Here is a 26,219-nt window from a genome sequence, read left to right as displayed (position 1 = left end):
TCGGATGCCGTGCTGCTGACGCTGGCTGAACGGCAGACACGCTTTGAAGTCATCCTAAAGTTGAACGGGAAGGACACCGAATCGGTGGACCAAGCGGTTCAACAGCTAAGAGAACGGGCTGGCGCTACCTTCGATCAATTATTTAAGACCGTTACATCCGACAATGGATCAGAATTTTCAGGTCTACACGATGCCCTGAAAGATGTAGCTGACGTCTATTTCAGCCATCCTTATGCTTCTTGGGAGCGTGGGACGAGCGAAAACCAGCACAAATTAATTCGCCGTTTCATCCCCAAGGGCAGCCCGATTAGTGATGTGAGCGAGAATCAGATTTTACGGATCCAACGTTGGATGAACGATTACCCGCGGAAAATTTTAGGTTATGCGACACCACATGACACATTTGTCCGGGCATTCAAGCAAGCCCGATTGGTGGCTTGACCCATTATTCCTTGACAACGCGCCTCCCTCTGCATGGCTTCATGTCTAGAAAGATGGCCTGGGGCCAGATTGGTCGGAAAACTACCATCCCTCAGCTCATTATCAATGGGTCACTGAATTAGAATAACAAGGCAGTTACAGTATCAAACAAATGAGTTACCTGTAGTGGCTAACTTAAACTTGAAATTTACGGAATAAATTGCGATTCTCTAAAATAGGATATTTTTTTAGAGAATATAATCCCATTCTAGATAAATTTCCCCTTCTATAAAGTACCCATCGTCATACTATAATATTGGCCATTTATTTATAATATGAAATTCTATGCTATAAAATTTCGCATTATTTTCAAGTATTTCGAATTATGCTGTAATTAAATCGGTCACAATACAGCAAAAGAGGTTGGAACATTTTGTTCCAACCTCGAGTCATTTCATTCAGGCAATTAGTTTTCATCTTCCAAATGAGGTGTTTGATTGGCAGCAAGCGCTTTGAGCATTTTTCCTGTGTCAGAGTTTTCATGCCAGCCACTAAAGTATTGGGCGGCTGGACCATAAGCATACACATTAACATCCTCGCCCGTGTGGTTACCGGTAGTCCAACCTGTGTTGGAGCGACGGTCTACAATCTCCTTGATGGCATCGGTTAAGCGCGATACTTTTTCTTCATAGGTGTAGACGTAAGTATTATGGATGGCGCGCAATTTATTTTGCTCTGTTGATGACAGTTCAAATTGGATGTTATCTTGGATGACTTGAATCCAATCATTACTTTCTTGGGTTAACTGGGCAATATGCTCTGGTGTTGACTGGATTTTTCGTATATAAGCTGGTAACCAGGAGTCGATGTTGTTGACGCCCATGGTCATCCCGCCGGTCGCGTGGTCGGAGGTTGAGATAACAAGGGTGTTGCCGTCTTTTTTCGCAAACTCAATGGCAGTCTCAAATGCTTTGGCGTAATCGTCTATTTCACTGATGATGCCGACTATATCCTGATGGTGGGCTGCCCAGTCGATTTGGCTCCCTTCAACCATAAGGAAGAATCCTTGGTCGCCGGTATTGAGGCGGTCGATGGCGTTTCCAACCATCTCTGCAAGGCTAGGGGTAACGTTGCTCCACCGGTCGACGGCCATAGGTAAGCCAAATTCGGAGAAGAGGCCGAGTACGTGCGGATGAGTCGAATTGAGTAGCTCCTGCTTGGTGTGCACAATGTCATACCCATGAGCTTGGAATTCTTTGGTTAGATTGCGATCGTCTCTGATAAAATGATTACGTCCACCGCCAAGCATGACGTCAATTTTATGTTGGCCATTGATGGTATCATCAAAGTATTGGTTGGCAATTTCGGCGTATTCAGTTCGGTTTTGGATATGAGCAGCGAAGCCAGCGGGCGTAGCGTGAGAGATTTCTGCGGTCACGACGATACCTGTATTTTTCCCATGTGCCTTGGCTACTTCAAGGCAGAATCAACACGTTTCATGTTCGCATCTAGGCCAAGGACACCGTTGAGGGTCTTAGCGCCAGTGGCCATAGCGGTTGAAGATGCTGCCGAATCGGTAATAGTTGCCCAGGGATCAAGGGAATAGGTCGATTGTTGGCCGACGAGATGACGATTGAAGATATCCGTCTTGCGCAAGTGACCGGGTTCCTGATTCAGATATTCCCGATAAGCAGATGCGAGGGAAACACTCATACCATCTGAAACCATGAAGATAACGTTTTTTGCTTGGTGACGATTTTGCCCATCATTGACGATCATATACACTGCATCCTTTCAGTTTTAAATGACATTTCAATATAATTTCAAGTTTTCTATCGTACAAGGACATTATATTGTAAAATAGATAAGAATGCTAAGGAAAGAAGGATTAAGAATGATACGGATTGATGCCGCAGTATTACATATTTTTGATACCAATACCAATGAAGCTGTCTTATCGCAGACTTTCTTGGACTATAAAGCGCAATACATGATTGAATATATTGAAAAGATGATGGGGAAAATTATGTATACTTCCCAACAAAAGGTGGGCAAATTACCCGACAGAAGTCCGGTGAAGGAAATTGTGCAGCACATGCAAACGCCTGAAGACTTTCTTTTTGGCACACAAAAGCTAACCAATCGATTCTATCATTTCGTCAAGGTGAATCCAGATATTAAGCCAGCTGACTTGTTATGGGCGGGTTTCTGGCTAGATGAGGAATACTTTGTGGGCATGTTTAAGTTGAACCACAATGAATCCTATACCCATTATGTGGAATATGAAGAAGATAGTTTAAAGAATGATTTGATTATCAATCGGGCTATTTTACCGAGTCCAACACAAGCGATTGATGAAGGCTTCTTATACTGTGTCGGTACAGAAGAATACTTCTTGATTGAAAAGAAACATTTGATTGAAGAATATGGTGAACGCATCAACTATTTCAGCGAAATTTTCTTAGATGTACAAACGAATCCAAGCATGAAGGAATCCGTGAATATTATTAAAAAGGCAATTGCGAAAACTGCTAAGAAGTTTGGCGAAGATGACTACCAAGATTTAGCTGAAGTGAAACAGATTTTGCATGATACCATTCAAGAGAACCAAGCGATTGATAATAAAGTAATTGCGGATGCTATGTATGGAGATAATTTTTCGAGAAAGCAAGTTTACTTTGAGGAAACCAAAGAGAACGGACTTGCGGATGAAACACCTTATATGCCAGAGTTACTTGGTAATAATATGCAACGTCAAAAATTTAAATTTGAAAATGGCATTGAATTATCCATTCCACTAAACTTATTTAATGATCCAGATGTCGTAGAAATCAAGAATAATCCGGATGGTACTTTATCTGTTGAAATTAAGAATATTGAAAAGATTAAGAATATGTTTTAGAGCATCCAGGAGGATATTTAACTAATGTGGGAAAAATTTAAAAGCTTGGGTTGGCGTGCAGCCTTAATTATTTTCTTTATTGTCTACTTATTGACGATTCTGATTATACCAAATGCGGAAAATGTCTTAGTATACTTCCGCTTTATCTTTGCAGCCATTATTATTGTAGGTTTTGTACTGGAAATTGAAAAGAGACGTAAGAAATAGGATAGGTAAGAGGCTGGGATAAAAAATTAAAGTCAAAGATTTTTCGTCCTTACAGTGTACGTTCCTTGTGAGCCGTGGGACCATTGAAAGCCAAGATCTTTCAATTTGAAATCGAGCCAAGGTCTCGATTTCATCCTCTTTCACGGCTAAGGAACTACGCTTTCAGTCCATTAACCCGTTCCCACGATATATTTCAATCAAAATTTATAATAATTTTTCAAAGTAAAAGGCGTACACAACGCTTATTAAGAATTGTGTACGCCTTTTTAGAGGCCATTTGTCCCAGCCCCTTGTTTAATCGTCTGAAAATAAAATATGTGGGATTATGCTCATTACAACCCAACTTCGTGTTCCTTTTGGCTGTGACTTATTTAGCTCATATAAGTCACAGATGTAATGGATGAGGGGCCTATTTGTCTATATAAGTCAAGGTTTTTGGCTAATAGAGGCCTATTTTCTTATATAAGTCACGATTTTGGTTAATAGTGGCCTATTTTTCTATATAAGTCATGGTTTTAGTTAATAGTGGCCTATTTTCTTATATCAGTCACAAATCTAGTCAAAGTGTGACTTATTTTTTTCATTTGCCACAAGTTGAGGGCAGATCGCTATTGCTCACATCCTAAAGTTGAGTTCGCAATAGCAACCCCCTTCCTGCTTCAGATGAATTAGTCGATGACTACCGTCATCACCTTCATTCATCTTCCACCAGTTGAGGGCTGACCGCTATTGCTCACATCCTGTGAAGTCGAGTTCGAAAAAGCTGTCCCTTGCCCACTTCAGAATAGTTTGCGTCACATTACATGTGCCACGGCACTATTCCTCCAGTGGTTAGGGCCAAACCGCTTTTTCTCTCATCCTATAAAGTTGAGTTCGGACCTCCGGAAAGCCCTGTGCTTCAGACTATATTGCGCCTCACTGCGTGCCTCACTGCTATAGTCTGCCACCGGTGGCTTTCTGAGCGTCGGTCCTCACATCCTAGTTTTTGGTGTGTGTTTTAATATACGGTATGACTTCGTCGGCGAATTTGGCTAGTTGTTGGTTGACTTTGTCGGGTTCATTGCCATTGTCGATTTCCAAGGTCAAGCGTTGGAAGTTGAAGGTTTCATATTGATACATGATTTTGTCGATCAACAGTTGTTTGTCACCAATCAACATAGGGTGTTTATATGAACGGGCGTTAATGAAGTCTTGCTTGTTCATATCAATGCCGTGAACATATTTGAAGGTATGTTACATGGATTTGTAGGATTCGCGCATAGCCGTGTTGATATCATCGGCAATATAGACTGATCCTGAAATCCCAATTGGCATGGTTGCTAGGTCGTAGCCATTTTGGCGTAGGGCATTGCGGTAAATATCGACACGTTTGTTAAAGAGATTTGATCCTGTCCATAAATATGAAAAATTGGCGGGTAAACCATTTTCCCCAGACTGTTTGGCTGAAGCGGTGTGTTGGCCAACCACCCGCCATAGTGGCAAGCTATCATCGTAAGGTTTTGGGTAAAATTGTGCGTTCTCCAAAGCTGGGCGATATTTGCCTGACCAAGTGACCGTTTTGTTGCTATTAATCTTTTGTAGTAGGTCTAGTTTTTCGGCGAAAAGTTCGTCGTAGTCGCGAATGTCATAACCAAATAATTGATAGGCAGCATGGCGTGAACCACGACCCAACAGGATTTCAGCGCGGCCATCAGAAATTTGGTCCAAGGTGGTGAAATCTTCGTAGACTCTGGCTGGATCGTTGAGTGATAAGACGGTTGTAGCGCTAGTTAATTTGATTTTTTCAGTTTGACTCGCAATTGCCGCTAAAATAACAGCAGGCGCACTGGCGATAAAATCTTCTTGGTGACTTTCACCGACACCGAGTACATCATAACCCATTTGTTCCACGGCAACACCTAGTTTCACCATATTTTTAATGCGGTCGTGTTGGGAGAAAAGACGCTTGTTATCTTCGTTGGGAATGTAGTCGCCTAGGGTGATGGCTGCAAATTCCATACCTGTACTTGTATCCACATATTGGTTCTTCATGACACTATTCCTTTCCAATTCGTAATAATTATATTTTAACAGGAATTAATAGCTAAGCAAGTGGAATGTCTGAGGAATCTGTCTGAATAGGGAGGATTGATTGACAAGAAATGGACAAGGGGTAAAATGGTATTATGATTAATTATAAGAGAAAAGTGAGGGTACAAAATGAAATATAATGATACATGGGACCTAGATGCCTTGTTTCAAGGTGGCGTAACTGGTCAAGCTTTTAAAGAGGAACTAGTAAAATTAACCGATCAACGTGACGCTGTAATTGCTGAAATGAATGCATTCGATCAAGATGCTGCAGATGCAGCAACGACATTTGCGGATTTACAAGCAAAACGCGATGACTTTGCAAATGCCTTTATGACGGCAATTACCTATGCCAACATGGTTGCAGATGCGGATATGCGTAATGAAGCGGCGACAGCAGCAGTAAATAAATTACAAACATTGTTCCAACCATATGAAATTGCGAGCAAATCTATCAACAAAAAATTAGCTACATTATCGGATGAGGCCTTCCAACAATTCTTAACTGAGCCGAGATTGGCGGAAATTGCCTTCCCATTAACCGAAGAGCGCCGCGATGCGAAACGTTTATTAGATGATCAAGCGGAAGCACTTTTATCAGAATTACAAGTGGATGGACTTTCTGGATGGGCCAATACCTATGCAACAATTTCATCTGTTATGACGATTTCAGTTGACTTGGCAGACGGCCACCACGATTATTCAGTGGGGCAAGCCATGAACAAAATGTATGCTGATCCAAATCCTGAAAATCGCGCCAAAATTTTCGAGGCATGGGAAGCAGCATTTACCCAATACGGACCTGTATTTGCAGACGTCTTAAACCACTTGGCTGGCTATCGTTTAACAACCCAAAAGGCACATGGGTACAAGGATTTCTTAGAAGAACCCCTAGAATACAACCGTATCAAACGCGAAACAGTTGAAGCAATGTGGCAAGCCATTGCTGATAATAAAGACACTTTTGTACAGTTCTTAGATCGGAAAAAAGCCTTACTTGGCCTATCTGAGTTGAACTGGCAAGATGTGGAAGCACCATTGAATTTTGATGACGCCCAACCAACAACCTATACATATGATGATGCAGCTGAATTTGTAGTTGAAAACTTTAGAACCTTTGGGGATAAACTTGCTGATTTTGCAGAATATGCTTTGGAAAATCGTTGGATTGAAGCGGAAGACCGTCCGGGTAAACGTCCAGGTGGTTATTCTACAGAACCAATCAATAACGGTGAGTCACGTATCTTCATGACGTTCACAGGTTCTCGTAATGATACCCAAACCTTAGCGCATGAATTGGGGCATTCATTCCATACAGATGTCTTAAAAGATGAACCAGCTTCTAACCAAGCATATGCGATGAATGTTGCGGAAACGGCGTCTACTTTTGCTGAACAAATTGTATCAGCGGCAACTTTGGCAACTGCTCAATCTAAATCTGAACGTTTACAATTGTTGAATGCGAAATTAGAAAATGCGACAGCTATGTTCATGAATATTCGATCTCGTTTCTTATTTGAAACAGCTTTCTATACAGAACGTCAAAAGGGGTTTATATCTGAATCTCGCTTGAATGCATTAATGTCAGAAGCACAAAAAGAAGCGTTTGGTGATGCATTAAGTGAAACACACCCACACTTCTGGGCAAGTAAATTACATTTCTTCTTTGATGATGTGCCATTCTACAACTTCCCATATACATTTGGTTACTTATTCAGTTTAGGTATCTACGCTGAATACTTGAAGCAACCAGAAGGATTTGAAGAACGTTACATTGCCTTATTGAAAGATACAGGTAAGATGACAACTGAAGATTTAGCGAAAAAACATTTGAATGTTGATTTAACACAAGCTGATTTCTGGCAAGCGGCTATCGACATTCCAGCAGCAGACGTCAAAGCATTCTTAGACGAATCAGCTGATTTAATTTAAGTTTTTGGACAAGGCATAGCATCTGGCTATGCATTGTTCTCATACATAAAAGGATGTGGAAGAAGGTGGGATTTAATTGAATATTTTTGATGATATTCGCAGAGATATTGAAAACGATCCATTCAATGCCGTGTACAAAGAACGCGGTATTGGACCAGTTTTTCTGCAAATAAAAAGGCCCGTATAGCTATTATTGGTCAAGCTCCGGGTAAAAAAGTGGAAGAAACAAATTTATTTTGGAATGATCAAAGTGGCGACCGTTTACGTGAATGGATGGGGATTGACCGTGAAACTTTTTATACCACTGATTTAATTGCCCAAATACCCATGGATTTCTATTATCCAGGAAAGGGGAAGACGGGTGATTTACCGCCCAGAAAAGGTTTTGCAGAAAAATTTCATCCACGTCTATTGAATGAAATGCCAGAATTAGCAACCATCGTACTAATAGGAAATTATGCGCAAAAATACTATCTAGGGAAACGAAGACAAAGTAATTTAACAGAAACGGTCCGTCATTATCAAGACTATTTACCAAAATATTTTCCTTTAGTGCATCCTTCCCCCTTAAATAGACGTTGGTTACAAAAGAATCCGTGGTTCGAAGAGGATGTAGTGCCCGTATTTCGGACGATGATTCAAGACTATTTAACTGAAAATCGTGAGTGATAAAGTCGTGCGAATTGTAAATAAGACATACGAATTGTAAAGCAGGTAGGGTGTATACTTTACCTGCTTTTTACAATGTCTTGTATACCTGAATGATATAATTGAACAAGACGGTTCTTGAACCAATACAATGACTGATGAAGAAAAGAGGAGGATGATCCAAATGGAATTGGTACCAGAAATTGATGCGTATATCGAAGCGCAAGATGAAGTAGCCCAAGCGACCTTGCATGAATTGCGGCGCCGTTTGGCAGAAGCCTTGCCCACATGTTATGAAAAGATTTCTTATGGTATGCCAACCGTAGCTGACAAAAAAGTGGTATTTCATTATAGTGCAGCCAAGAAACATTTAGGCATTTATCCTTTTCCAGCAACTATTGACCATTTTGAAGACCTGGTTGGGAAATATCGTACTGGTAAGGGAACCTTGGCTTTTCCTTATGGCACAGCAATACCTTATGACACACTCATTACATTAGCTCAATATAACTATCAGCAACAAGCCTAACTAGGCATATTCGAACGGAGGTAGGTCATGGCAACAGAATCAAAGAAATTCTTAGGGTACAGTAAACAAGAGTGGTCTTGGGTGTTACAAGATACAGGGAACTCGGCATATTCTCTGATGATTACAACAACCATCTTCCCCTTATTTTACAAAGCAGTAGCAGAAGGCGCTGGTATCGCCGATGCCAATTCCACAGCCTATCTGTCCTATGCCAACTCAATTGGTACCTTACTCGTTGGTCTGATGGCCCCTATACTTGGCTCAATCGCCGAATATAAAGGCTTCCGTAAGCCCATGTTCACCGTGGGTACATTACTTGGCATTGCTTCTGTACTTATGATGGGATTTTCACCATCAGGCTCCTGGACATTTGCTTGGCTAGGGCTACTTGTGCTATATGTTCTATCGAATGTCGGTTTTTCGTCATCGAATATCTTCTATGATGCTTCGCTACTTGATGTGACAGATAAAAGGAGAATGTCACGCGTTTCTAGCATGGGCTACGGCATGGGCTACATCGGGTCCTGTATTCCTTTTCTAGTCTATATGGTTTTCATGCTAAACATTGACAGCATGCCATTTTCTTTAGACTGGTTGACTCGCGCAGCTTTTGTCATGACAGCCGTGTGGTGGTTTGTATTTACAATCCCTTATTGGCAGAATGTCAAACAAAAATCATGGATTCAACCAACAGCGCATCCAATCCGAGATGCCTTTAAGCGTGTAGCGAATACCCTTAAAGAAATGGCTCAATATAAGCAATTATTTGTATTTTTATTGGCTTATTTCCTTTATATCGATGGGGTCGGCACAATCATTTCTATGGCAACAGCGGTCGCAACCGACCTGGGCATTGAGGCCACCGTGTTGATTGTTGTCTTACTGATTGTGCAAATTGTCGCCTTTCCTTTTACCGTCCTGTATGGCTATCTAGCGAAACGTTTCGGTGATAAGCTTATGATTTATGTCGGCATTACGACCTACATTATTATTTGTATTTATGCGCTAAGCATGGAAACTGCAACGGACTTTTTCATTCTGGCATGTATGGTTGGGACGGCGCAAGGCGGCTTACAAGCCTTGTCGCGGTCAATGTTTGGGAAGTTGGTGCCAGAGGGTAAATCTAATGAGTTTTTCGGTATCTACAACGTTTTTGGAAAGTTTTCATCAATCATAGGGACGACTTTACTAGGTATCATCACCCAATGGACTGGCAACTCATTGAATGGTGTCTTTGCCTTAATTATTCTATTCCTAATCGGGGGCGTTTTACTATTCGGTGTGAAGGAAGATGGTACCAAAGGCTAATTCAGCTATTTTGAGACTTATGAGAAGACGGGTATAATGTTCATAACACATGAAGAGACATACTGAATACTATTGATGGAGGGGAAAAAGATGGCAGACTTCAAATTCGAAATCACTGAACATATCGCGCAACTATCCGAAAATAAATCAGGTTGGACCAAGGAACTCACCAAAGTATCATGGAACGATCGGCCAGCAAGTTATGACATCCGCACTTGGAATGAAAACTATGACAAAATGGGCAAGGGTATCACCCTAACCGATGATGAACTTCGCCAACTCCGCGATGCCTTAAACAACTTAGATTTATAAAAGAAAAGAGGCTGGAACAAAAAATTAAAGTCATCGGTTTTTCGTTCTTACAGTGTACGTTCCTTGTGAGCCGTGGGACCATTGAAGGCCAAGGTCTTTCAATTTGAAATCGAGCCAAGGTATCGATTTCATCCTCCTTCACGGCTAAGGAACTACCCTTTCAGTCCTTTAACCTGTTCCCATGATAAATTTCAATCAAAATTTATTAGAATTTTTTCAAGGTAAAAGGCGTACACAACTCTTATTAAGAATTGTGTACGCCTTTTTAGAGGTCTTTTGTCCCAACCTCGTTTCATATTTCATGACTATTAATTAGATTGAAAAATCAATTGCTGGACCAGCTGGTACGATACCATTTGGATTGATGGTAGGGTGGCTGCCGTAGTAGTGGTGTTGGATATGGTAGAAATCTACAGTTTCGGCAATGCCAGGCAAGTTGTAGATTTCACGGGTGTAACGCCATACATTAGTGAAATCAGTTAAGTGTTTGATGTTGCATTTGAAATGACCGTAATATACGTGTTCAAAACGAATTAAGGTTGTGAATAAACGGATATCGGATGTAGTTAATTGGTCACCTAATAAATATTTCTTATCGGCAAGGATTTGGTCCATTTTTTCTAAACCAGCAAATACGTTAGCAACTTCTTCTTCGTAAACTTTTTGATCGGTTGCGAAACCAGCTTTATATACACCGTTATTGATGTTCGGGTAAATGTAATCATCAAGTTCTTTGATTTGGTCATGCATTGCTTCTGGATAAAAGTCACCCGGCGTTGCGCCGACTTCGTCAAATGCTTCGTTGAACATGAACATAATTTCAGAAGATTCGTTGTTTACGATGGTATCTGTCTTTTTATCATATAAAACGGGCACGGTAACACGGCCTGAATAGTTAGGGTCAGCATGTGTATATACTTGGTATAGGTAATCTGCGTTCAAGATAGGGTCTGCGATTACGCCTTGGTCCGGTGAGAAAGTCCAACCGTTTTCAAGCATATATGGATTTACGACTGATAAAGAAATGATATCTTCTAGACCTTTTAATTTACGCATGATTAGGGTACGGCTCGCCCATGGACAGGCTAGTGAAATATATAAATGGTAACGGCCGGCTTCAGCTTTGAAACCTGCATCTCCTGTAGGGCCTGCAGCACCGTCTTTGGTAATCCAGTTTCTGAATTGTGAATCGGTACGAATGAATCGGCCACCTGTTGATTTGGTATCATACCATTTATCTTGCCAAACGCCATCTACTAATAATCCCATAATACATCTCCTTTTAAAATTTCGATTTCAAATTATATGGTCATTATAGTGGAATAAAGTGCATTTCTCAAGAATGAGCCTTTGGACGATGAAATTTTTCAGTAATGCTTTGATGACTAAAAGGCCAAAGTTAGCTATACTAAACTAGGTATGGTGGTTCACTCAACACCAAAGACTAGTAGAAATGAGGCTTTACACGTGCAATATGAGGATCTTTCAGCAAAATTACCCCTCCAGGAAGCCGGTAAAATGGTACTTGGCTTGGATTCAGTTCGCCAGCTCATGGGGCATTTTGATCATCCAGAAAATAGCTTACCGACAATCCATATTGCTGGAACGAACGGTAAAGGTTCAACGGCCAAAATGACCGCTACCATCCTGCAAGAAGCTGGTTACAAGGTTGGTTTATATACGTCACCATCCTTAGTCGATTTTAACGAACGCATTCAAATCAATGGCATCAATGTGTCCGATGAACAGTTGATGGCACAAGTGGACCGAATGAATCAAAACCTGGGATCTGGCGAACTTTATACAGAATTTGAAATATTTACTGGGCTAGCCTGGCTAGTTTTTCAAGCCGAAGCAGTCGATTTCGTTGTACTTGAAGTAGGTTTAGGTGGCCGTTTAGATGCGACCAATATCGTTGAAAAACCACTCGTGACAGCTATTACCAAAGTCGCCTTGGATCACCAACACATTCTTGGCGATACGTTAGGTGAAATTGCGGGGGAAAAAGCTGGTATCATTAAAGAAGGCGTTCCTTTAATTTTATATCCACAAGCAGTGGAAGCCGAGGCAGCTATTTTGGCTCAAGCAACCACTAAGCATGTCACAGTTACCCAATTAAATGCCAACGAAATCATCAAACTAGGCATCACGTCCGATGGCTTTCAAGCATTTACTTATAAAGGTAAAACCTATCAACTTTGCTTGATGGCGCCTTACCAAATCAATAATGCAGCCTTGGCACTAGAAATTATCGCCAATCTTGAAAGTCAGGGGATTCTAATAGGTGACCAAGCAAAGAGAGACGGTCTCGCTAAGACACTTTGGCCGGCACGTTTTGAGCGCGTGGCCCAAAAGCCGGATATTATCATTGACGGATCGCATAATATGGATGGGATTTTGACGCTAAAAGAGGCGATTGAAAGCTATTACCCAACCCGTGTTGGTCAAAAACGAATTGCAATTTTGGGTATGTTGGCAGATAAAGATGTGGCACATATTGTTGCAACTGTAGTCCCACTTTTTGACCAAATGATTACCTTAACGCCACATTCACACAGGGCATTGCCGGCGAGTGAGTTGGCCGCTTTAATTGAAGCGAATGGGGGGCGTGCCCAAGTTGCAAGTAGCGATTCCGAGGCCTTGACTTTGGCGCAAGCAAAGCTTGATGAACAAGACATGTTATGTGTCTTCGGTAGCTTTTATTTTGTGGGTTACTTGAGAAAGCAAATTTTGCAAGGCTGATTGCCTATTAAATGCTATAATCAAATCAATATTTTACAAAAGTATAAGAGAAAAAGGTGGTAGGAATGGATAAAGAGAGAATTGCACGTGCAGTGAGAGAAATTTTATTGGCAGTTGGGGAAGATCCTGATCGCGAAGGTTTACAAGAAACGCCTGAACGAGTGGCGAAAATGTATGCTGAGGTCTTCGATGGATTAAATCGTGATCCAAAAGTACATACAGAAAAAACATTTGCGGAGTCTGCTTCTGAGTTTGTATTGGTAAAGGATATCCCTTTCAACTCTACTTGTGAACACCACTTACTACCAGTGATTGGTCAGGCGCATGTGGCCTATATCCCCAATGGTGGCCAGGTAATTGGTTTGTCTAAACTAGCACGTGTCGTAGAGGATTATGCACTACGTCCACAATTACAAGAACGTTTAACCAACCAAGTGGCGGATGTTTTGGCTGAGGAACTAGGAGCACTAGGGGTATTTGTTGTGATCGAAGCAGAACATATGTGTATGACCATTCGAGGCATTAAAAAACCAGGTTCAAAAACGGTGACCTTCGCCTCGCGTGGTATCTACCAAGATCAAGCAAAACGGCAAGAAGTATTAAACATGATTCAATTATAATTAGGAATAAAAGGCTTCAAATCATCAAAAGAAAGATGGGTAACAATGTATATTAAACGATTAAATCAATACTTTGAATTTCCTGCAGATCACACATGATGATGGGTATTTTAAATGTGACACCAGACTCATTTTCGGATGGTGGTTCGTACATGACACGTGAAGACATCATCGCCCAAACAAAAAAATTAATTGCAGATGGCGCTGATATCATTGATGTGGGTGGAGAATCTACACGTCCTGGACACGTTCCTGTGACTTTAGAAGAAGAATTAAAGCGAGTGATTCCAGCTGTTGAGGCGATTCGCTCATTCTCTGACGTCTTGATTTCCGTCGACACATGGAAAGAAGAAGTAGCGCGTCAAGCGTTAATCGCCGGTGCAGATATGATTAACGACCAATGGGCAGCCACTAGAGAACCAGAAATCGCTCGTGTTTGCGCCGTTTTTGATGCGCCACTCATCTTGATGCACAATCGTGAAGAATATACACCTTATACCGACGTAATGGCCGAAATGAAAGATGATTTACAAAAATCAATCGATATTGCTTTGGATAAAGGAATGAAATATGACCAATTAATCCTTGATCCAGGGGTTGGATTTGCCAAAACGGAAGACGATAATTTGATGGCGATTCAAGGGTTACAAGAATTAACCAGCTTTAGTTTGCCAATCCTATTAGCTACTTCACGCAAAGGTTTTTTGGGCAAATTATTGGATGTTCCAGCGAAAGAGCGTGACGTGGCAACTTCTGCAACGACGGTATCGGGCATCTTTTCGGGTGCGGATATGGTCCGTGTTCACAATGTTAAAGTCAACAAGGAAGCAGCTGTTGTAGCAGATGCCATTAAACGTGGTTCACTAACAGTAGACTAATTACAAAGCTGAAAGGGTGACGGATATGGGGCAAGATAAAATTTATTTAAACAACCTGCAATTCTACGCCAATCATGGTTTATTAGCCGAGGAAACCGTATTAGGCCAACGTTTCAATATTGATGCCATTCTCTATGTAGACTTGGCGCCGGCTGGGAAATCAGATAATATGCACGATTCAGTATCCTATGCTGATGTATATACCGTCATTCAACATATTGTAGAGAATGAAGCGCCAGTCAAATTATTAGAACGACTAGCCCATAATTTGGCAGCTACGATTTTAACCGATTTCCCATTAGTGGAAGCGGTCATGATTCGTGTAACCAAACCGGATCCACCCATTCGTGGTATATACGACAATGTGGCCGTTGAAATCACGCGCGATCGAACCTGGTTACTGGAGAATATGAAAGCTGAAGAGGGGGGAGCAATAATGGTGCATCAAGCCTTAATCGCCTTAGGGTCTAATATCGAGCCTAAAGTTGACCATCTACGAAACGCCATTCAAGCCTTCAGAAATCAAGACAATATTCAAGTGACCGCTGTTTCTAGTGTTTACGAAACCGTGCCGCGCGGTTATGCCGACCAGGATAATTTTTATAATATGGTCTTGCAGATTGAAACCGACTTGGCCCCGCAGACTTTACTCGCATTTTGTCAGTCCATTGAAACGATGGAAAAAAGAGTTCGACTCTTTAAAAATGGACCGAGAACAATTGATGTCGATATTTTATTGATTGACGAGTTGACTTTGACGTACCCAGATTTATTAGTGCCACATCCGCGCATGCATGAACGTGGCTTTGTTCTAATCCCAACGGCTGAAATCGCTGGAGACTGGGTTGTACCTGGTTTCAATGGGGCAACAATTACGGATTTAAACGCGAATTTACCTCAGGTTGAACGTGACGATGTCCGTATCAGTGACGCTAAATTATGATCTGAGTGAAAGCTTTTCTGAAAGGAATGATGTGCATGGGTAAAATTGCATTGAGTATTGTCCAAAGTGTGGACGGTTATATTGCGAATCATGATGACAGTTTTGATTTTATTGAAGGCTATCCTAGCCGCGATTTGAAAGACTTATCAACATCAACAGAACCCTATAATCTCGAAGTATTTTTTGATGCCTATGACATAGTCGTCATGGGAAATGCTTCTTATCAAATGGGCTTTGCAAGTGACTTTCCTAGTAAAACCGTATATGTGGTGACGAATCAAGATCGCGCTAATGAAGGACATATACATTTTGTCAAGCCAAGCCAAATTGTGAAATTGATGTTGGCTAAGAAGAAACAAGACCACCATATTTATTTATATGGCGGCGGTGTCATGCTGCAGCCATTTATAGCAGCTGATGCGATTGATGAATATATTATTGGCACAGTGCCAATAATATTAGGTCAGGGTAAACCGCTATTTTATGAATTACCGGATGCGGTGCCACTACAATTATCTCAAGTCGATGTTATCGGCGGAATGACCATTCATATTTATCACCGTCGACCACAAGGAGTGGATGGGGTATGAAGAAAATATTAAAAATACAATAAAGTAAACAATAACCCCCTCAGGTATATGGAAATTGAATCCGTATACCTAAGGGGGTTATTTTATTTTTGATGATCATTTGAATAGCTTGTTGAATTTTTTTATTTTGTTCTTCAGTATTTTCACTAGGTTGATCAATGCAGTGCAATAAATTTTCAGCCACAATAATCCCCATGGCACGGTCAATGCTTGAACGTACAGCGCTCAATTGTGTAATGATATCCACACATTCTTTGTCATCTTCAATCATTTTCTGAATACCGCGGATTTGACCCTCCGTCCGGCGTAAGCGATTGATGATTTGTTTTTGATTTGAAATTTCACTCATATCTACAGCTCCTCATCCTTTTAAATAAAGGCTTTTTCATATTGATTATACCTACTTGGGTATGTATGTCAAATAAAACAAATGGAAAACTAAAGAATATATCGGTTGACAAAGTTATACGGATAGTATTTAATATACCCTGTAAGGTATACAGGAGGAGGTTATAAAATGTTTTCATTTTTCAAAAAAACACCAAGCATGTCAACAAGCGAATTAACCACAAAAGTCAATAACAACATTACTTTACTCGATGTACGTACGCCCCAAGAATACCGGGCGGGGCATATCAGTAAAGCGCAAAATGTTCCTTTAGATAAAATTGCCAACTATCAAGGTAAAAATAAAGACGTCGTCGTGATTTGTCAATCAGGTATGCGTAGTCGTCAAGCAGCCAAGATCTTAACGAAAAAAGGCTACCAAGTGACCAATGTTCGTGGTGGTATGAATCAATGGACTGGCAAAACTGTAGGAGGAAAATAAGTTGAAAATTGTAATTATTGGTGGTGTCGCTGGAGGCATGTCTGCAGCAACACGATTACGCCGTTTAATGGATGATGCTGAAATTATTATTTTTGAAAAAGGTCCTTTTGTATCCTTTGCCAATTGTGGTTTGCCCTATTACGTTTCAGGTGAAATTGCTGCCCGTGACGCTTTATTAGTACAAACACCAGAAAGTTTAAAAGCACGTTTTGATTTAGATGTACGTCCAATGCATGAAGTAACAGCTATCTCAACTGAAGATAATACAGTAACCGTTGTAAGCAATGGCGAAAGTTATACAGAATCTTACGATAAATTGATTCTTTCACCCGGTGCGAAACCCTTTGTACCTGAGATTGAAGGGCTAGCGGCAGCAAACAATGCTTTTGCCTTACGTAACGTACCAGATTTAGATCAAATCATGCAGGCAATTACAGATAGAACCAAAGAAGCTGTTGTAATCGGGGCTGGTTTTATTGGTTTAGAAATGGCGGAAAATTTACACAAACTTGGCTTAAATGTGACCATCGTTGAACGTGCACCCCATGTATTACCGCCTTTAGACGAAGAAATGGCTGCATATGTGAAGAACGAATTAGTAGCACAAGGCGTTAAGGTATACACTTCTGATTCAGCGATTCGCTTTGAAGATGCTGGCAAGACAATTGTCTTGGAAAGTGGTCAACAATTAAAATCAGACATCACGATTTTATCGGTAGGGGTACAACCTGAAAGCAGTCTAGCTGAAAAGGCAGGTTTAACACTAGGTTTACGCAGTGGTATCGTCGTAAATGATAAATATCAAACAAGCAATCCAGATATTTTTGCCGTTGGTGATGCAATTGTGGTCAAACAACAAATCACTGGTCAAGATGCATTGATTTCCCTAGCATCACCAGCTAACCGTCAAGGTCGTCAAGTGGCAGATGTCATTGCTGGTTTAGACCGTAAGAATCAAGGTAGTATTGGAACGGCGATTGTTCGTGCTTTTAATATTGCAGCAGCTTCTACTGGTTTGAGTGAGCGTCAAGCCAAAATGGCCAACCTACCGTTTGCTGTCGTACATGTTTCTGGTAAAGACCATGCCGGCTATTATCCTAATGCAACTGATATCATGTTGAAACTAGTTTTCAACCCTGAATCAGGTGAAATTTATGGAGCGCAGGCTGTCGGTCAAAAAGGTATTGATAAACGTATTGATATTTTAGTAACAGCTATTAAAGGGCCCTTAACAATTTTTGATTTACCAGAATTAGAATTTACTTATGCACCACCATTTGGATCAGCAAAAGACCCTGTAAACATGGCGGGTTATGCCGCAATGAATATTGCTGAAGGTTTGAGTGAATCAATTCAATGGCACGAACTGAAGGATGAATTAGCCAAGGGCAAAGTATTACTAGATGTTCGTAGTCCGGGTGAAATCAAACAAGGTGCTTTTCCAAATGCCATTAACATCCCAGTCAATGAATTGCGTGAACGTATGGTAGAATTAGACCCAGAAATAGATTATATCGTTTCATGTCATAGTGGTTTACGTTCTTATATTGCGGAACGTCAGTTAAAACAACATGGCTTCAATGTCCAAAACTTAGATGGTGCATTTGCACTTTACAAAACAATATTACCGGAGGAATTAATTTATGTATAAATCAATCTCATTGTCAGAATTTTCTGAAAAACACACAACTAACCCAGTAAATTTAGTAGATGTTCGTGAAAAGGACGAATACGCAAATGGTCATGTACCAGGCGCAGTCAACATGCCATTAAGCGAATTAGCAGGCACATTTGATCAATTAGACAAAGACACTGAATACCACATCATCTGTCATTCAGGCGCTCGTTCAGCAAAAGCTAGCCAATTCCTTGACCAACAAGGCTTGGACGTAGTCAACGTTGAAGGCGGCACAATGTCATGGCCAAATGAATTAGAAAAATAACAGGATGTGAACGAGGGTGTTTAGACAGGTAGCACTGGAGGAAATATGCAGTAGCAAGTGGCACTTGCTGCAAATATTTCCGAAGTGGAGACCTGTCTGCCCAAGTGAACTCAACTCAATAGGATGAGAGAAAAAGCGTTGTGGCCCTAACCACTGGAAGAATAGTGCCGTGGCACATGTAATGTGACGCAAACTATTATGAAGTGGGCAAGGGACAGCTTTTTCGAACTCAACTTAACAGGATGAGAGCAATAGCGGTCAGCCCTCAACTGGTGGAAGATGAATGAAGGTGATGACGGTAGTCATCGACTAATTCATCTGAAGCAGGAAGGGGGTTGCTATTTCGAACTCAACTTCACAGGATGTGAGGACCGACGCTCAGAAAGCCGCCGGTGGAAGATTAGTGCAGTGCTTTCTGGAGGTCCGAGCTCAACTTAACAGGATGAGAGAAAAAGCGGTTGGGACAAGTGGTTCCAACCGCTTTTCCTGTATTGTGAACGAGCTCATTATAGAATAATTCGAGATACTAGAAAATAGTGCGAAATTTTATAATATAAAATCTCATTCTATAAAAAATTGACTAATATTATTAAATGGCGGCTCGTACTTTATAAATAATAAAATCTATCAAATATGGGAATGTATACTATAAAAAAATCACATATTTTATAGAACCGCTATTTATTCTCGATAAAAACGTCCAAAATTTGAGAATGGAAGGTTCATTCTCTAATCGCAGTGTTCAAAAAAATACAGGACAACTTCACCTCGGTAGTTTTCCTGTATTTTTGTATCATTTTTTATTTGCAGTTCAATCGACATAGGATTTTTGAACGACTAAAGATTGGGTATCCCAAAAAAATGACCATCTCAAATTTATAAGCGAATAGTTAATCAATCAGTCCCAAATAGTGTAATCATGCAAAAATCCCCGAACAAAATTGTCCGGGGATTTTTAACGTACATTTAAATTGCATTAAATTCTTTCAAATCGTAAGCGCCTTTGTGGTAGACAACATGGGCAAAATGACCACAGTCTAACGGTTCAGTCAAATCAAACTCAGCTAAGACCTCGTGTAAGAAGAAACGAATGGGCATGTCATGACTCACAATCAATACGTTGATATTGGCTTGTTGGGTTTCCATGCGTGCTTCCAAAGCATCATCATGAATTTCTAACATTGCTTCTTCAATGCGGTCCCAGAAAGTGATGAAGTCTTCGGAATCTCCTTCTTCGTCGCGGTCAACTAGGTTTTCAATGATTAAGGGTACAAATTGGGTTGAAGGAATTTGATTGTGACGCATTTCTTCGACTAGTTGGGCAATTGACTTTGGCCAAACTTTTTCAACATCTTGATCTTCTAGTCCGCCAAAGTTATATTCTCTAAAGCCCTCTATCGGGAACAGTTGAATGTCATTTTCTTGTTTCGATAAAATGCGTTCTCCTGTTTCGATACAACGGTCTAAGTCGCTTGTATATGCAAGGTGAAAATTGACGTTTGATAATGTGTCAGCTGCCTGATCAACAACACGCATACCGACACGCGTTACAGGTGAGTCTGACCAGCCTTGAATTTTATGATCTGCATTTGCAGTAGTTTCGCCATGGCGAACAAAATAATAATGGATAGCGCCCATCTTGTTCACTCCCTTTCGTATGTGTTTTATATATTGTCTTCATTCTAGCACAACAAAGCATTCATGAAAACGATTACTACTATTTTTCATTCAGAGAATTGTATATATAAGGTATCGCCGCCCACTAAATGACATAAATCGATAATAGCGAACACACTTGATTGGAAAGCCATGGGCAATTTATTATTCATGTTGGTGAATAAATGATAATATGGTTAGTAGAGAAAATTGTCACAGTAAATGTGCCACAAAATAGAGGAGTGTTCTTTTTGACAAAAGCAGCTAAAATCTTTACAGAAGAAGAAAAAATCAAAATTTTAAGCGACATTGTAGCCATCGAAACAGTCGACCGCAATGAAGAGGACGTAGCCAACTACTTCGCCAACTTACTAGCCCAATACGATATTCCATCTAAGGTAATTCCAACAGGCATTCCTGGCCGTGCCAATTTAGTAGCCGAAATCGGTTCTGGATTGCCAGTCATTGGTATTTCAGGTCATATGGACGTTGTGTCAGCAGGTAACGTGGATGCATGGACTTCGGACCCTTATACACTAACTGAACGCGACGGCAAGCTATATGGCCGTGGTTCAACTGACATGAAATCAGGCTTAGCCGCGTTAATTATCGCTATGATTGAAATCAAAGAACAAGGCCTATTAAAAAAAGGTACAATTCGTTTACTTGCTACTTATAACGAGGAAAATGGAGCAGTCGGTTCAATCCAACTGGAAGAAGCAGGATACGTCAAAGACGTTGACGCAATCATCATTGGTGAACCAACCGCTAATACTATCCATCCTTCACATAAAGGCTCAATGAACTTTGTGGTATCATCACGTGGTCGTTCTGTTCACTCTTCTAATCCAAGAGGTGGGATCAACGCGATTGACCCATTAATGGATTTTGCCTTAGATTTTAAAGCCGCTTTTGAAGAAGCAACCAAAGATATCCACTTCGGCCAATTAGACTTCTCACCAGCTTTAGATATCTATGGTGCAGTGGAAGGTGACGACGAAGGTAACGCTGAATTAGATCAATTATTGAAACAACCTAAATTCTCAATCACCGTATTCCGTGGGGGAGACCAAGTAAATACAATTCCTGATCATGCTGAAGTAGTCTTCAACATCCGTACTGTACCAGAATTCAATAACGAAGATGTAAAAGGTGTATTCTCAACTGTTTACAACAAGTACTTAGATAAGGGCGCAGATTTCGATGTGCAATTAACCTTAGACTTGAAACCGTTAAACGGTGGGGTTGATTCAATCTTAGTTGCGTTAGCGCAAAACCTTTCTAAAGATTACCTTGACGTTGAACAATTAGTTGTACCAATGACAGGGGGAACTGATGGCGCCAATTTCGTAGCCAATAAAGGCGACGGCTTCCCAATTATCATCTTTGGCCCAGGTACAGAAACATCACATCAAATTGATGAGTACGTAGAAAAAGACAATTACCTAAGCTTCATTGACTTATATATTGACTTAATTACTAGCTACCTAGACGGCGAATAATTTGAATAGCAATAAAAAGCAGCCACGAAGAAGTTTCTTCATTGTGGCTGCTTTTTTGTATTTGTAGAGCTAAGCGATTCAATAAGGAAGAGGGCCTTGGCCCTCTTTCTTATTGAAAAAAATCTGCGGACATGGAAAGGAATAGTAGTATCAAATAAGTCATCAACATGCGAAAATGTGAATTATTTTATAAGATTCGTCACAGCTATCGTTGATGTATACCATACTATTTGCGATAAATCACAGCAATGTCTGAAGTGTAACTTTAAACTGGTCCCCAAGAAGTGGACACTTGAATAATTGAAAAAAATATTTCTGGACATACTAAATTGGAGGCACATTTTAATTTATTTGGTGAATACGCAATAATCTCCATTTTTAAAATTAGGATATTTAGATTGCCGAAGGCGATAGTGTATGTCCTTTAGCCGTGAAAGAGGATGAAATCGAGACGGTAGCTCGATTTCAAACCGGGAGACCTTGGCTCCCGGTGATCCTACGGCTTTTAAAGGACAATACAAGACAAGCCGAAGGATGAGTACGCACACCAACACTGGTTATGAAGTCGAGTTCGAAAAAGCAACCCTCTGCCCACTTCAGAATAGTTTGCGTCACTCTTCGTGTGCCACGGCACTATTCTTCCATTGGTTGAGGGCTGAACGCTTTTTCTCTCATCCTCCTAAGTTGAGCTCGGACCTCCAGAAGGCCCTGCGCTTCAGATTAGATTGCCGATGACTACCGTCATCGTCTGCACTAATCTTCCACCGGTGGCTTTCTGAGCGTCGGTCCTCATATCCTAGTATTCGCATATATTCTTTTTCTTTGATAAAATGGTTATATTGAAGCGGATAAGATATCCGCAATTCGTCGTTGGAACCAGTATGATTTTTTTCAGAACCTAGAGGTGTAAAAAACATGGTAGAACATAACTTAACAGAAACAAACACAAACACTCAACCGGAAAAACAAATCGGCAAGACTATTGAAGCAATTAAAGTTGGGGATACATTCAGAGTAACCGAATCGATTCGCGAACGAGATGTTTTGTTATATATGGGCGTTACGGCAGATTCAAACCCGGCCTACCTACAACAAACTTCGGGAAGTGCAGGGATTTTACCATCTGAAGTAGTCGTACCACCGATCGCTTGATGGGGGTAATCACACGTACCGTATCCATGAACTTCCCTGGTCCTGGCTCACGCTTAGTCGAAATGAATATCAATATTATTCATGCCATCCCACATAACTCTATCATCACCTTCGAGTTCGAAGTCATTCGTGTCGAGGATTTGAAACAGTTTGTGACCGTCCACTGCATTGGTAAATTCACCAATGCAACAGATGACGAACGCGTATTGGATGCTATGCTAACAGTCTTACCACCAGAAGAACATCTACGTCACGATACTGAAACAATCGACGCTGGTGTATTCCAACGCATTTCAGGAGGAGACTCAATTGAGTACTAAAACAGATAAAAAGAAACTCGTCCTTTTCGACGGGTCATCTTTGGCATTTAGATCATTCTATGCCATTCATAACATCGATTCATTCGTAAACAAAAACGGCATGCACACCAACGCATTATTTGCCTTCCACGGCATGATGTCTAAAATCTTGGAAAAAGAACAGCCTACACATGCGCTAGTTGCATGGGACGCTGGTAAAACCACTTTTAGAACAGAGTTTTTTGGCGAATACAAGGGTGGTCGCCAATCAACCCCATCAGAATTTAGAGAGCAAATGCCATTCTTTAACGTTCTTTTAGACGCCTTTGGTGTGTCTCATTACGAACTAACCAACTATGAAGCTGATGATATTATCGGAACCTTAGCTATGTCAGTAGATCCTGAAGAATATGATGTTGTCATCATTTCTGGAGATAAGGATTTAACGCAATTAGCCAGAGACAATGTCCGAGTGGATATCACCAAAAAAGGGGTTTCTGAACTACAATCATATACACCTGCCAGCATTCAAGAAGACTTGGGTATAACGCCTGATCAAATTATTGACATGAAGGGACTTATGGGCGATTCTTCCGATAACTATCCAGGTGTTACAGGGATTGGGGAAAAAACGGCCCTAAAACTCTTACATGAATATGGCTCAGTTGAAAATCTATATGATCAAATTGACGATATGAAGAAATCTAAACGTAAAGAAAATCTGATCAATGACAAAGAAAATGCTATTTTATCCAAAAAATTAGCCCGTATTGAAACCGAAGCGCCGGTTGAAAAAACAATTGCGGATATTCCTTATAAGGGTAAGAACGTAGAAGAATTGATGTCATTTTATAAAGATATGAACTTCAACGTTTTTATGTCGGATTTATTAGCAAATTCAGACCAAGCTGACTTGTTAACGCAAGACTGGGCTGACATTGCTTATACATACGTTGCATCCGTTGACGAGTTAAAGGCTGATTACTTCCCAACCACTTCAAAAGCGGATGGCTATGCCTTTTATGCTGAAAATCTAAGTAAGAATTACCACGATTCTGACATCGTCCAAGTATCTTGGACCAATGGTGAGGATATTTTCGTAGGTCCAGCCGACCTATTACAAGCCGACACTTTCAAGGATTTCTTAGCAGATCGAGATACTGCCAAAGTTGTATTCGATGCCAAAAGAACGATGGTTATGTTAGATTATGTCAACGTTGATTTTGCTGGCGTCGTTGATGACGTACTGATTGGGGCATATTTGCTGACTGCCCGTGATAATTCGAATGACCTAGCCGAAGTGGCGCGTGAATTCGATATTGATGATTTATCATATGACGAATCAGTCTACGGCAAGGGGGCGAAACGTGGCGTTCCTGAAGATCCAACCGTCATGTATGACCATCTTGCCCGTAAAATCCAAGTGATGGCACGGCTACAAGCAGCCATTCGTCCGCAATTAGAAGCCAATCAAATGGATGATTTATATCAAGAGATGGAGTTGCCTTTGGCACTTGTGTTAGCCAAATTAGAAATTTTAGGCATTACCGTGGATAAATCACAACTTCAAGCCATGCAAGTCGAATTCCAAGAGATTTTAAATGGCTTAGAAGCAGACATTTGGAAAGAAGCTGGTCACGAGTTCAATATTAATTCACCAAAACAATTAGGTGTGATTTTATTTGAAAAGATGGGCTTACCAGTGATTAAGAAAACAAAAACAGGCTATTCTACTGCCCAAGATGTCTTAGAAAAATTAGCTGGTGAAGCACCAATTATTGATCTTATTTTGAATTACCGTCAATTAAGTAAGTTACAATCTACCTATGTAGAAGGATTGCAAGATTACATCCATGATGATGGTAAGATTCATTCACGTTTCCAACAAACATTGACATCCACAGGTCGTTTGTCTTCTGCAGATCCAAACTTACAAAATATCCCAATTCGTTCAGAAGAGGGACGTGCTATTCGTAAAGCCTTTGTGCCTAGTCAAAAGGATTGGGTCATTTTCTCGAGTGACTATTCACAAATCGAGTTACGCGTCTTAGCACATATATCTGGTGACGAACATATGCAGGCAGCCTTCAACAACCATGAAGATATCCATACGTCGACAGCAATGAAGGTTTATGGTGTCACTGAGGATGAAGTGACGCCTAACATGCGCCGTAATGCCAAAGCTGTAAACTTCGGTATCGTCTACGGTATTTCGGATTATGGCTTGAGCCAAAACTTGAATATTTCACGTCCAGAAGCTAAGAAATTTATCGATACCTATTTGGAAAATTATCCTGGGGTTCAAGCGTATATGAAGGATGTTGTCGATAAGGCCAAAGAGGACGGATACGTTGAAACTTTATTCAAACGTCGTCGATACTTGCCAGATTTACAGGCTAAGAACTTCAATGTGCGTTCATTCGCCGAACGAAATGCCATGAATACACCAATTCAAGGTACAGCAGCCGATATTATCAAAATCGCTATGGTACGTATGGACCAAGCCTTAAAAGATGCGGGTCTACAAGCCAATTTATTACTGCAAATCCATGATGAGTTGGTATTTGAAGCACCTAAATCTGAAATTGATGATTTAGAAAAATTAGTAACACAGATCATGGGTGAAGCAGCCCAATTAGATGTACCATTAGAAGTAGAATCTAACTACGGTGCAACTTGGTACGAAGCTAAATAATCACTACATGTGAGATAGAATACTCCTCAGTGAGGGCAACAA

The 26,219-nt window shown here is 40.7% G+C and carries 24 protein-coding genes and 2 pseudogenes; 20 read left to right on the top strand and 6 right to left on the bottom strand.

Annotated features, from left to right (window positions below):
* Positions 1–441 (top strand): IS30 family transposase (locus B9P78_RS03790; protein WP_148138571.1); only part of this gene is annotated, 441 nt, incomplete at its 5' end.
* Between the two features lie 445 nt (positions 442–886).
* Here the strand turns inward: B9P78_RS03790 and B9P78_RS03785 are convergent.
* Positions 887–2,133, bottom strand: a pseudogene (locus B9P78_RS03785) (alkaline phosphatase).
* 181 nt (positions 2,134–2,314) lie between these two features.
* Between B9P78_RS03785 and B9P78_RS03780 the strand changes: the two are divergent.
* Together B9P78_RS03780 and B9P78_RS03775 are read left to right on the top strand one after the other, a co-directional pair.
* A complete protein-coding gene (locus B9P78_RS03780) occupies positions 2,315–3,322 on the top strand; it encodes a nucleoid-associated protein (RefSeq protein WP_094518207.1) in 1,008 nt (335 codons plus the stop codon).
* A 24-nt stretch (positions 3,323–3,346) separates the two neighbouring features.
* A complete protein-coding gene (locus B9P78_RS03775; protein WP_094518206.1) occupies positions 3,347–3,529 on the top strand; it encodes a hypothetical protein in 183 nt (60 codons plus the stop codon).
* Positions 3,530–4,507: 978 nt separating this feature from the next.
* On the opposite strand, the gene B9P78_RS03770 is transcribed toward B9P78_RS03775, so the two are convergent.
* Both B9P78_RS03770 and B9P78_RS03765 read right to left on the bottom strand, forming a co-directional pair.
* Positions 4,508–4,732, bottom strand: coding sequence for a hypothetical protein (locus tag B9P78_RS03770; protein WP_094518205.1), 225 nt, complete (start codon positions 4,730–4,732; stop codon positions 4,508–4,510).
* A gap of 30 nt (positions 4,733–4,762) precedes the next feature.
* Positions 4,763–5,560: an LLM class flavin-dependent oxidoreductase gene (locus tag B9P78_RS03765; protein WP_094518204.1), complete on the bottom strand. Its 798-nt coding sequence runs from the start codon at positions 5,558–5,560 to the stop codon at positions 4,763–4,765.
* Between the two features lie 168 nt (positions 5,561–5,728).
* Between B9P78_RS03765 and B9P78_RS03760 the strand changes: the two genes are divergently transcribed.
* From B9P78_RS03760 to B9P78_RS03740, 5 genes and pseudogenes are all read left to right on the top strand, one after another.
* Positions 5,729–7,531 (top strand): M3 family oligoendopeptidase, encoded by a 1,803-nt coding sequence (locus tag B9P78_RS03760; RefSeq protein WP_094518203.1) that lies wholly within the window; start codon positions 5,729–5,731, stop codon positions 7,529–7,531.
* Between the two features lie 76 nt (positions 7,532–7,607).
* A pseudogene (locus B9P78_RS03755) lies at positions 7,608–8,200 on the top strand (uracil-DNA glycosylase family protein).
* Between the two features lie 163 nt (positions 8,201–8,363).
* Positions 8,364–8,708: an iron chaperone gene (locus B9P78_RS03750; RefSeq protein ID WP_158520571.1), complete on the top strand. Its 345-nt coding sequence runs from the start codon at positions 8,364–8,366 to the stop codon at positions 8,706–8,708.
* A gap of 27 nt (positions 8,709–8,735) precedes the next feature.
* Complete coding sequence (locus B9P78_RS03745; protein ID WP_094518201.1) at positions 8,736–10,016, top strand: MFS transporter; 1,281 nt, start codon at positions 8,736–8,738, stop codon at positions 10,014–10,016.
* A 90-nt stretch (positions 10,017–10,106) separates the two neighbouring features.
* The gene (locus B9P78_RS03740) at positions 10,107–10,328 is read left to right on the top strand and encodes a YdbC family protein (protein WP_094518200.1); all 222 of its coding nucleotides are present in this window, start codon (positions 10,107–10,109) and stop codon (positions 10,326–10,328) included.
* A 312-nt stretch (positions 10,329–10,640) separates the two neighbouring features.
* On the opposite strand, the gene B9P78_RS03735 is transcribed toward B9P78_RS03740, so the two are convergent.
* Positions 10,641–11,597, bottom strand: a complete 957-nt coding sequence (locus B9P78_RS03735; protein WP_094518199.1) for a glutathione S-transferase family protein — start codon at positions 11,595–11,597, stop codon at positions 10,641–10,643.
* Positions 11,598–11,795: 198 nt separating this feature from the next.
* Here B9P78_RS03735 and B9P78_RS03730 point away from each other — a divergent pair, with 198 nt between their 5' ends.
* The 5 genes from B9P78_RS03730 (at position 11,796) to B9P78_RS03705 (ending at position 16,101) form a co-directional block, all read left to right on the top strand.
* Complete coding sequence (locus B9P78_RS03730) at positions 11,796–13,070, top strand: folylpolyglutamate synthase/dihydrofolate synthase family protein (RefSeq protein ID WP_094518198.1); 1,275 nt, start codon at positions 11,796–11,798, stop codon at positions 13,068–13,070.
* Positions 13,071–13,135: 65 nt separating this feature from the next.
* Complete coding sequence (gene folE / locus B9P78_RS03725) at positions 13,136–13,690, top strand: GTP cyclohydrolase I FolE (RefSeq protein WP_094518197.1); 555 nt, start codon at positions 13,136–13,138, stop codon at positions 13,688–13,690.
* Positions 13,691–13,785: 95 nt separating this feature from the next.
* A complete protein-coding gene (gene folP / locus B9P78_RS03720) occupies positions 13,786–14,568 on the top strand; it encodes a dihydropteroate synthase (RefSeq protein ID WP_148138570.1) in 783 nt (260 codons plus the stop codon).
* Positions 14,569–14,593: 25 nt separating this feature from the next.
* Positions 14,594–15,511 (top strand): 2-amino-4-hydroxy-6-hydroxymethyldihydropteridine diphosphokinase, encoded by a 918-nt coding sequence (gene folK, locus B9P78_RS10075; RefSeq protein ID WP_233487694.1) that lies wholly within the window; start codon positions 14,594–14,596, stop codon positions 15,509–15,511.
* A gap of 35 nt (positions 15,512–15,546) precedes the next feature.
* The gene (locus B9P78_RS03705; RefSeq protein ID WP_094518196.1) at positions 15,547–16,101 is read left to right on the top strand and encodes a dihydrofolate reductase family protein; all 555 of its coding nucleotides are present in this window, start codon (positions 15,547–15,549) and stop codon (positions 16,099–16,101) included.
* 40 nt (positions 16,102–16,141) lie between these two features.
* On the opposite strand, the gene B9P78_RS03700 is transcribed toward B9P78_RS03705, so the two are convergent.
* The gene (locus tag B9P78_RS03700) at positions 16,142–16,450 is read right to left on the bottom strand and encodes a metal-sensitive transcriptional regulator (protein ID WP_094518195.1); all 309 of its coding nucleotides are present in this window, start codon (positions 16,448–16,450) and stop codon (positions 16,142–16,144) included.
* Between the two features lie 168 nt (positions 16,451–16,618).
* On the opposite strand from B9P78_RS03700, the gene B9P78_RS03695 reads away from it, so the two are divergent.
* From B9P78_RS03695 to B9P78_RS03685, 3 genes are read left to right on the top strand one after another with little or no spacing between them, the layout of a single operon-like run.
* Complete coding sequence (locus B9P78_RS03695; protein ID WP_094518194.1) at positions 16,619–16,930, top strand: rhodanese-like domain-containing protein; 312 nt, start codon at positions 16,619–16,621, stop codon at positions 16,928–16,930.
* Position 16,931: 1 nt separating this feature from the next.
* Positions 16,932–18,581: an FAD-dependent oxidoreductase gene (locus B9P78_RS03690; protein ID WP_094518193.1), complete on the top strand. Its 1,650-nt coding sequence runs from the start codon at positions 16,932–16,934 to the stop codon at positions 18,579–18,581.
* Positions 18,574–18,873: a rhodanese-like domain-containing protein gene (locus B9P78_RS03685; RefSeq protein WP_094518192.1), complete on the top strand. Its 300-nt coding sequence runs from the start codon at positions 18,574–18,576 to the stop codon at positions 18,871–18,873. Before B9P78_RS03690 ends, B9P78_RS03685 begins: the two co-directional genes overlap by 8 nt.
* A gap of 966 nt (positions 18,874–19,839) precedes the next feature.
* Here the strand turns inward: B9P78_RS03685 and B9P78_RS03680 are convergent.
* Entirely contained in the window at positions 19,840–20,511 is a 672-nt protein-coding gene (locus B9P78_RS03680; protein WP_094518191.1) for a histidine phosphatase family protein, read from the bottom strand.
* Positions 20,512–20,771: 260 nt separating this feature from the next.
* On the opposite strand from B9P78_RS03680, the gene B9P78_RS03675 reads away from it, so the two are divergent.
* The 4 genes from B9P78_RS03675 (at position 20,772) to polA (ending at position 26,177) form a co-directional block, all read left to right on the top strand.
* The gene (locus tag B9P78_RS03675) at positions 20,772–22,031 is read left to right on the top strand and encodes an ArgE/DapE family deacylase (RefSeq protein ID WP_094518190.1); all 1,260 of its coding nucleotides are present in this window, start codon (positions 20,772–20,774) and stop codon (positions 22,029–22,031) included.
* A gap of 915 nt (positions 22,032–22,946) precedes the next feature.
* Positions 22,947–23,183 (top strand): hypothetical protein, encoded by a 237-nt coding sequence (locus B9P78_RS10070; protein ID WP_233487693.1) that lies wholly within the window; start codon positions 22,947–22,949, stop codon positions 23,181–23,183.
* Entirely contained in the window at positions 23,183–23,503 is a 321-nt protein-coding gene (locus B9P78_RS10065; RefSeq protein WP_233487692.1) for a hypothetical protein, read from the top strand. The genes B9P78_RS10070 and B9P78_RS10065 overlap by 1 nt, the downstream gene beginning before the upstream one ends.
* Positions 23,493–26,177 (top strand): DNA polymerase I, encoded by a 2,685-nt coding sequence (polA, locus tag B9P78_RS03665; protein WP_094518189.1) that lies wholly within the window; start codon positions 23,493–23,495, stop codon positions 26,175–26,177. The genes B9P78_RS10065 and polA overlap by 11 nt, the downstream gene beginning before the upstream one ends.
* Positions 26,178–26,219: the final 42 nt, after the last annotated feature.

This window comes from Aerococcus sp. 1KP-2016, assembly GCF_002252085.1.
Taxonomy (GTDB): Bacteria; Bacillota; Bacilli; order Lactobacillales; family Aerococcaceae; genus Aerococcus.
The sequence above is the reverse complement of the archived record's forward strand: the minus strand, read 5'-3'. Positions and strand labels throughout refer to the sequence as shown.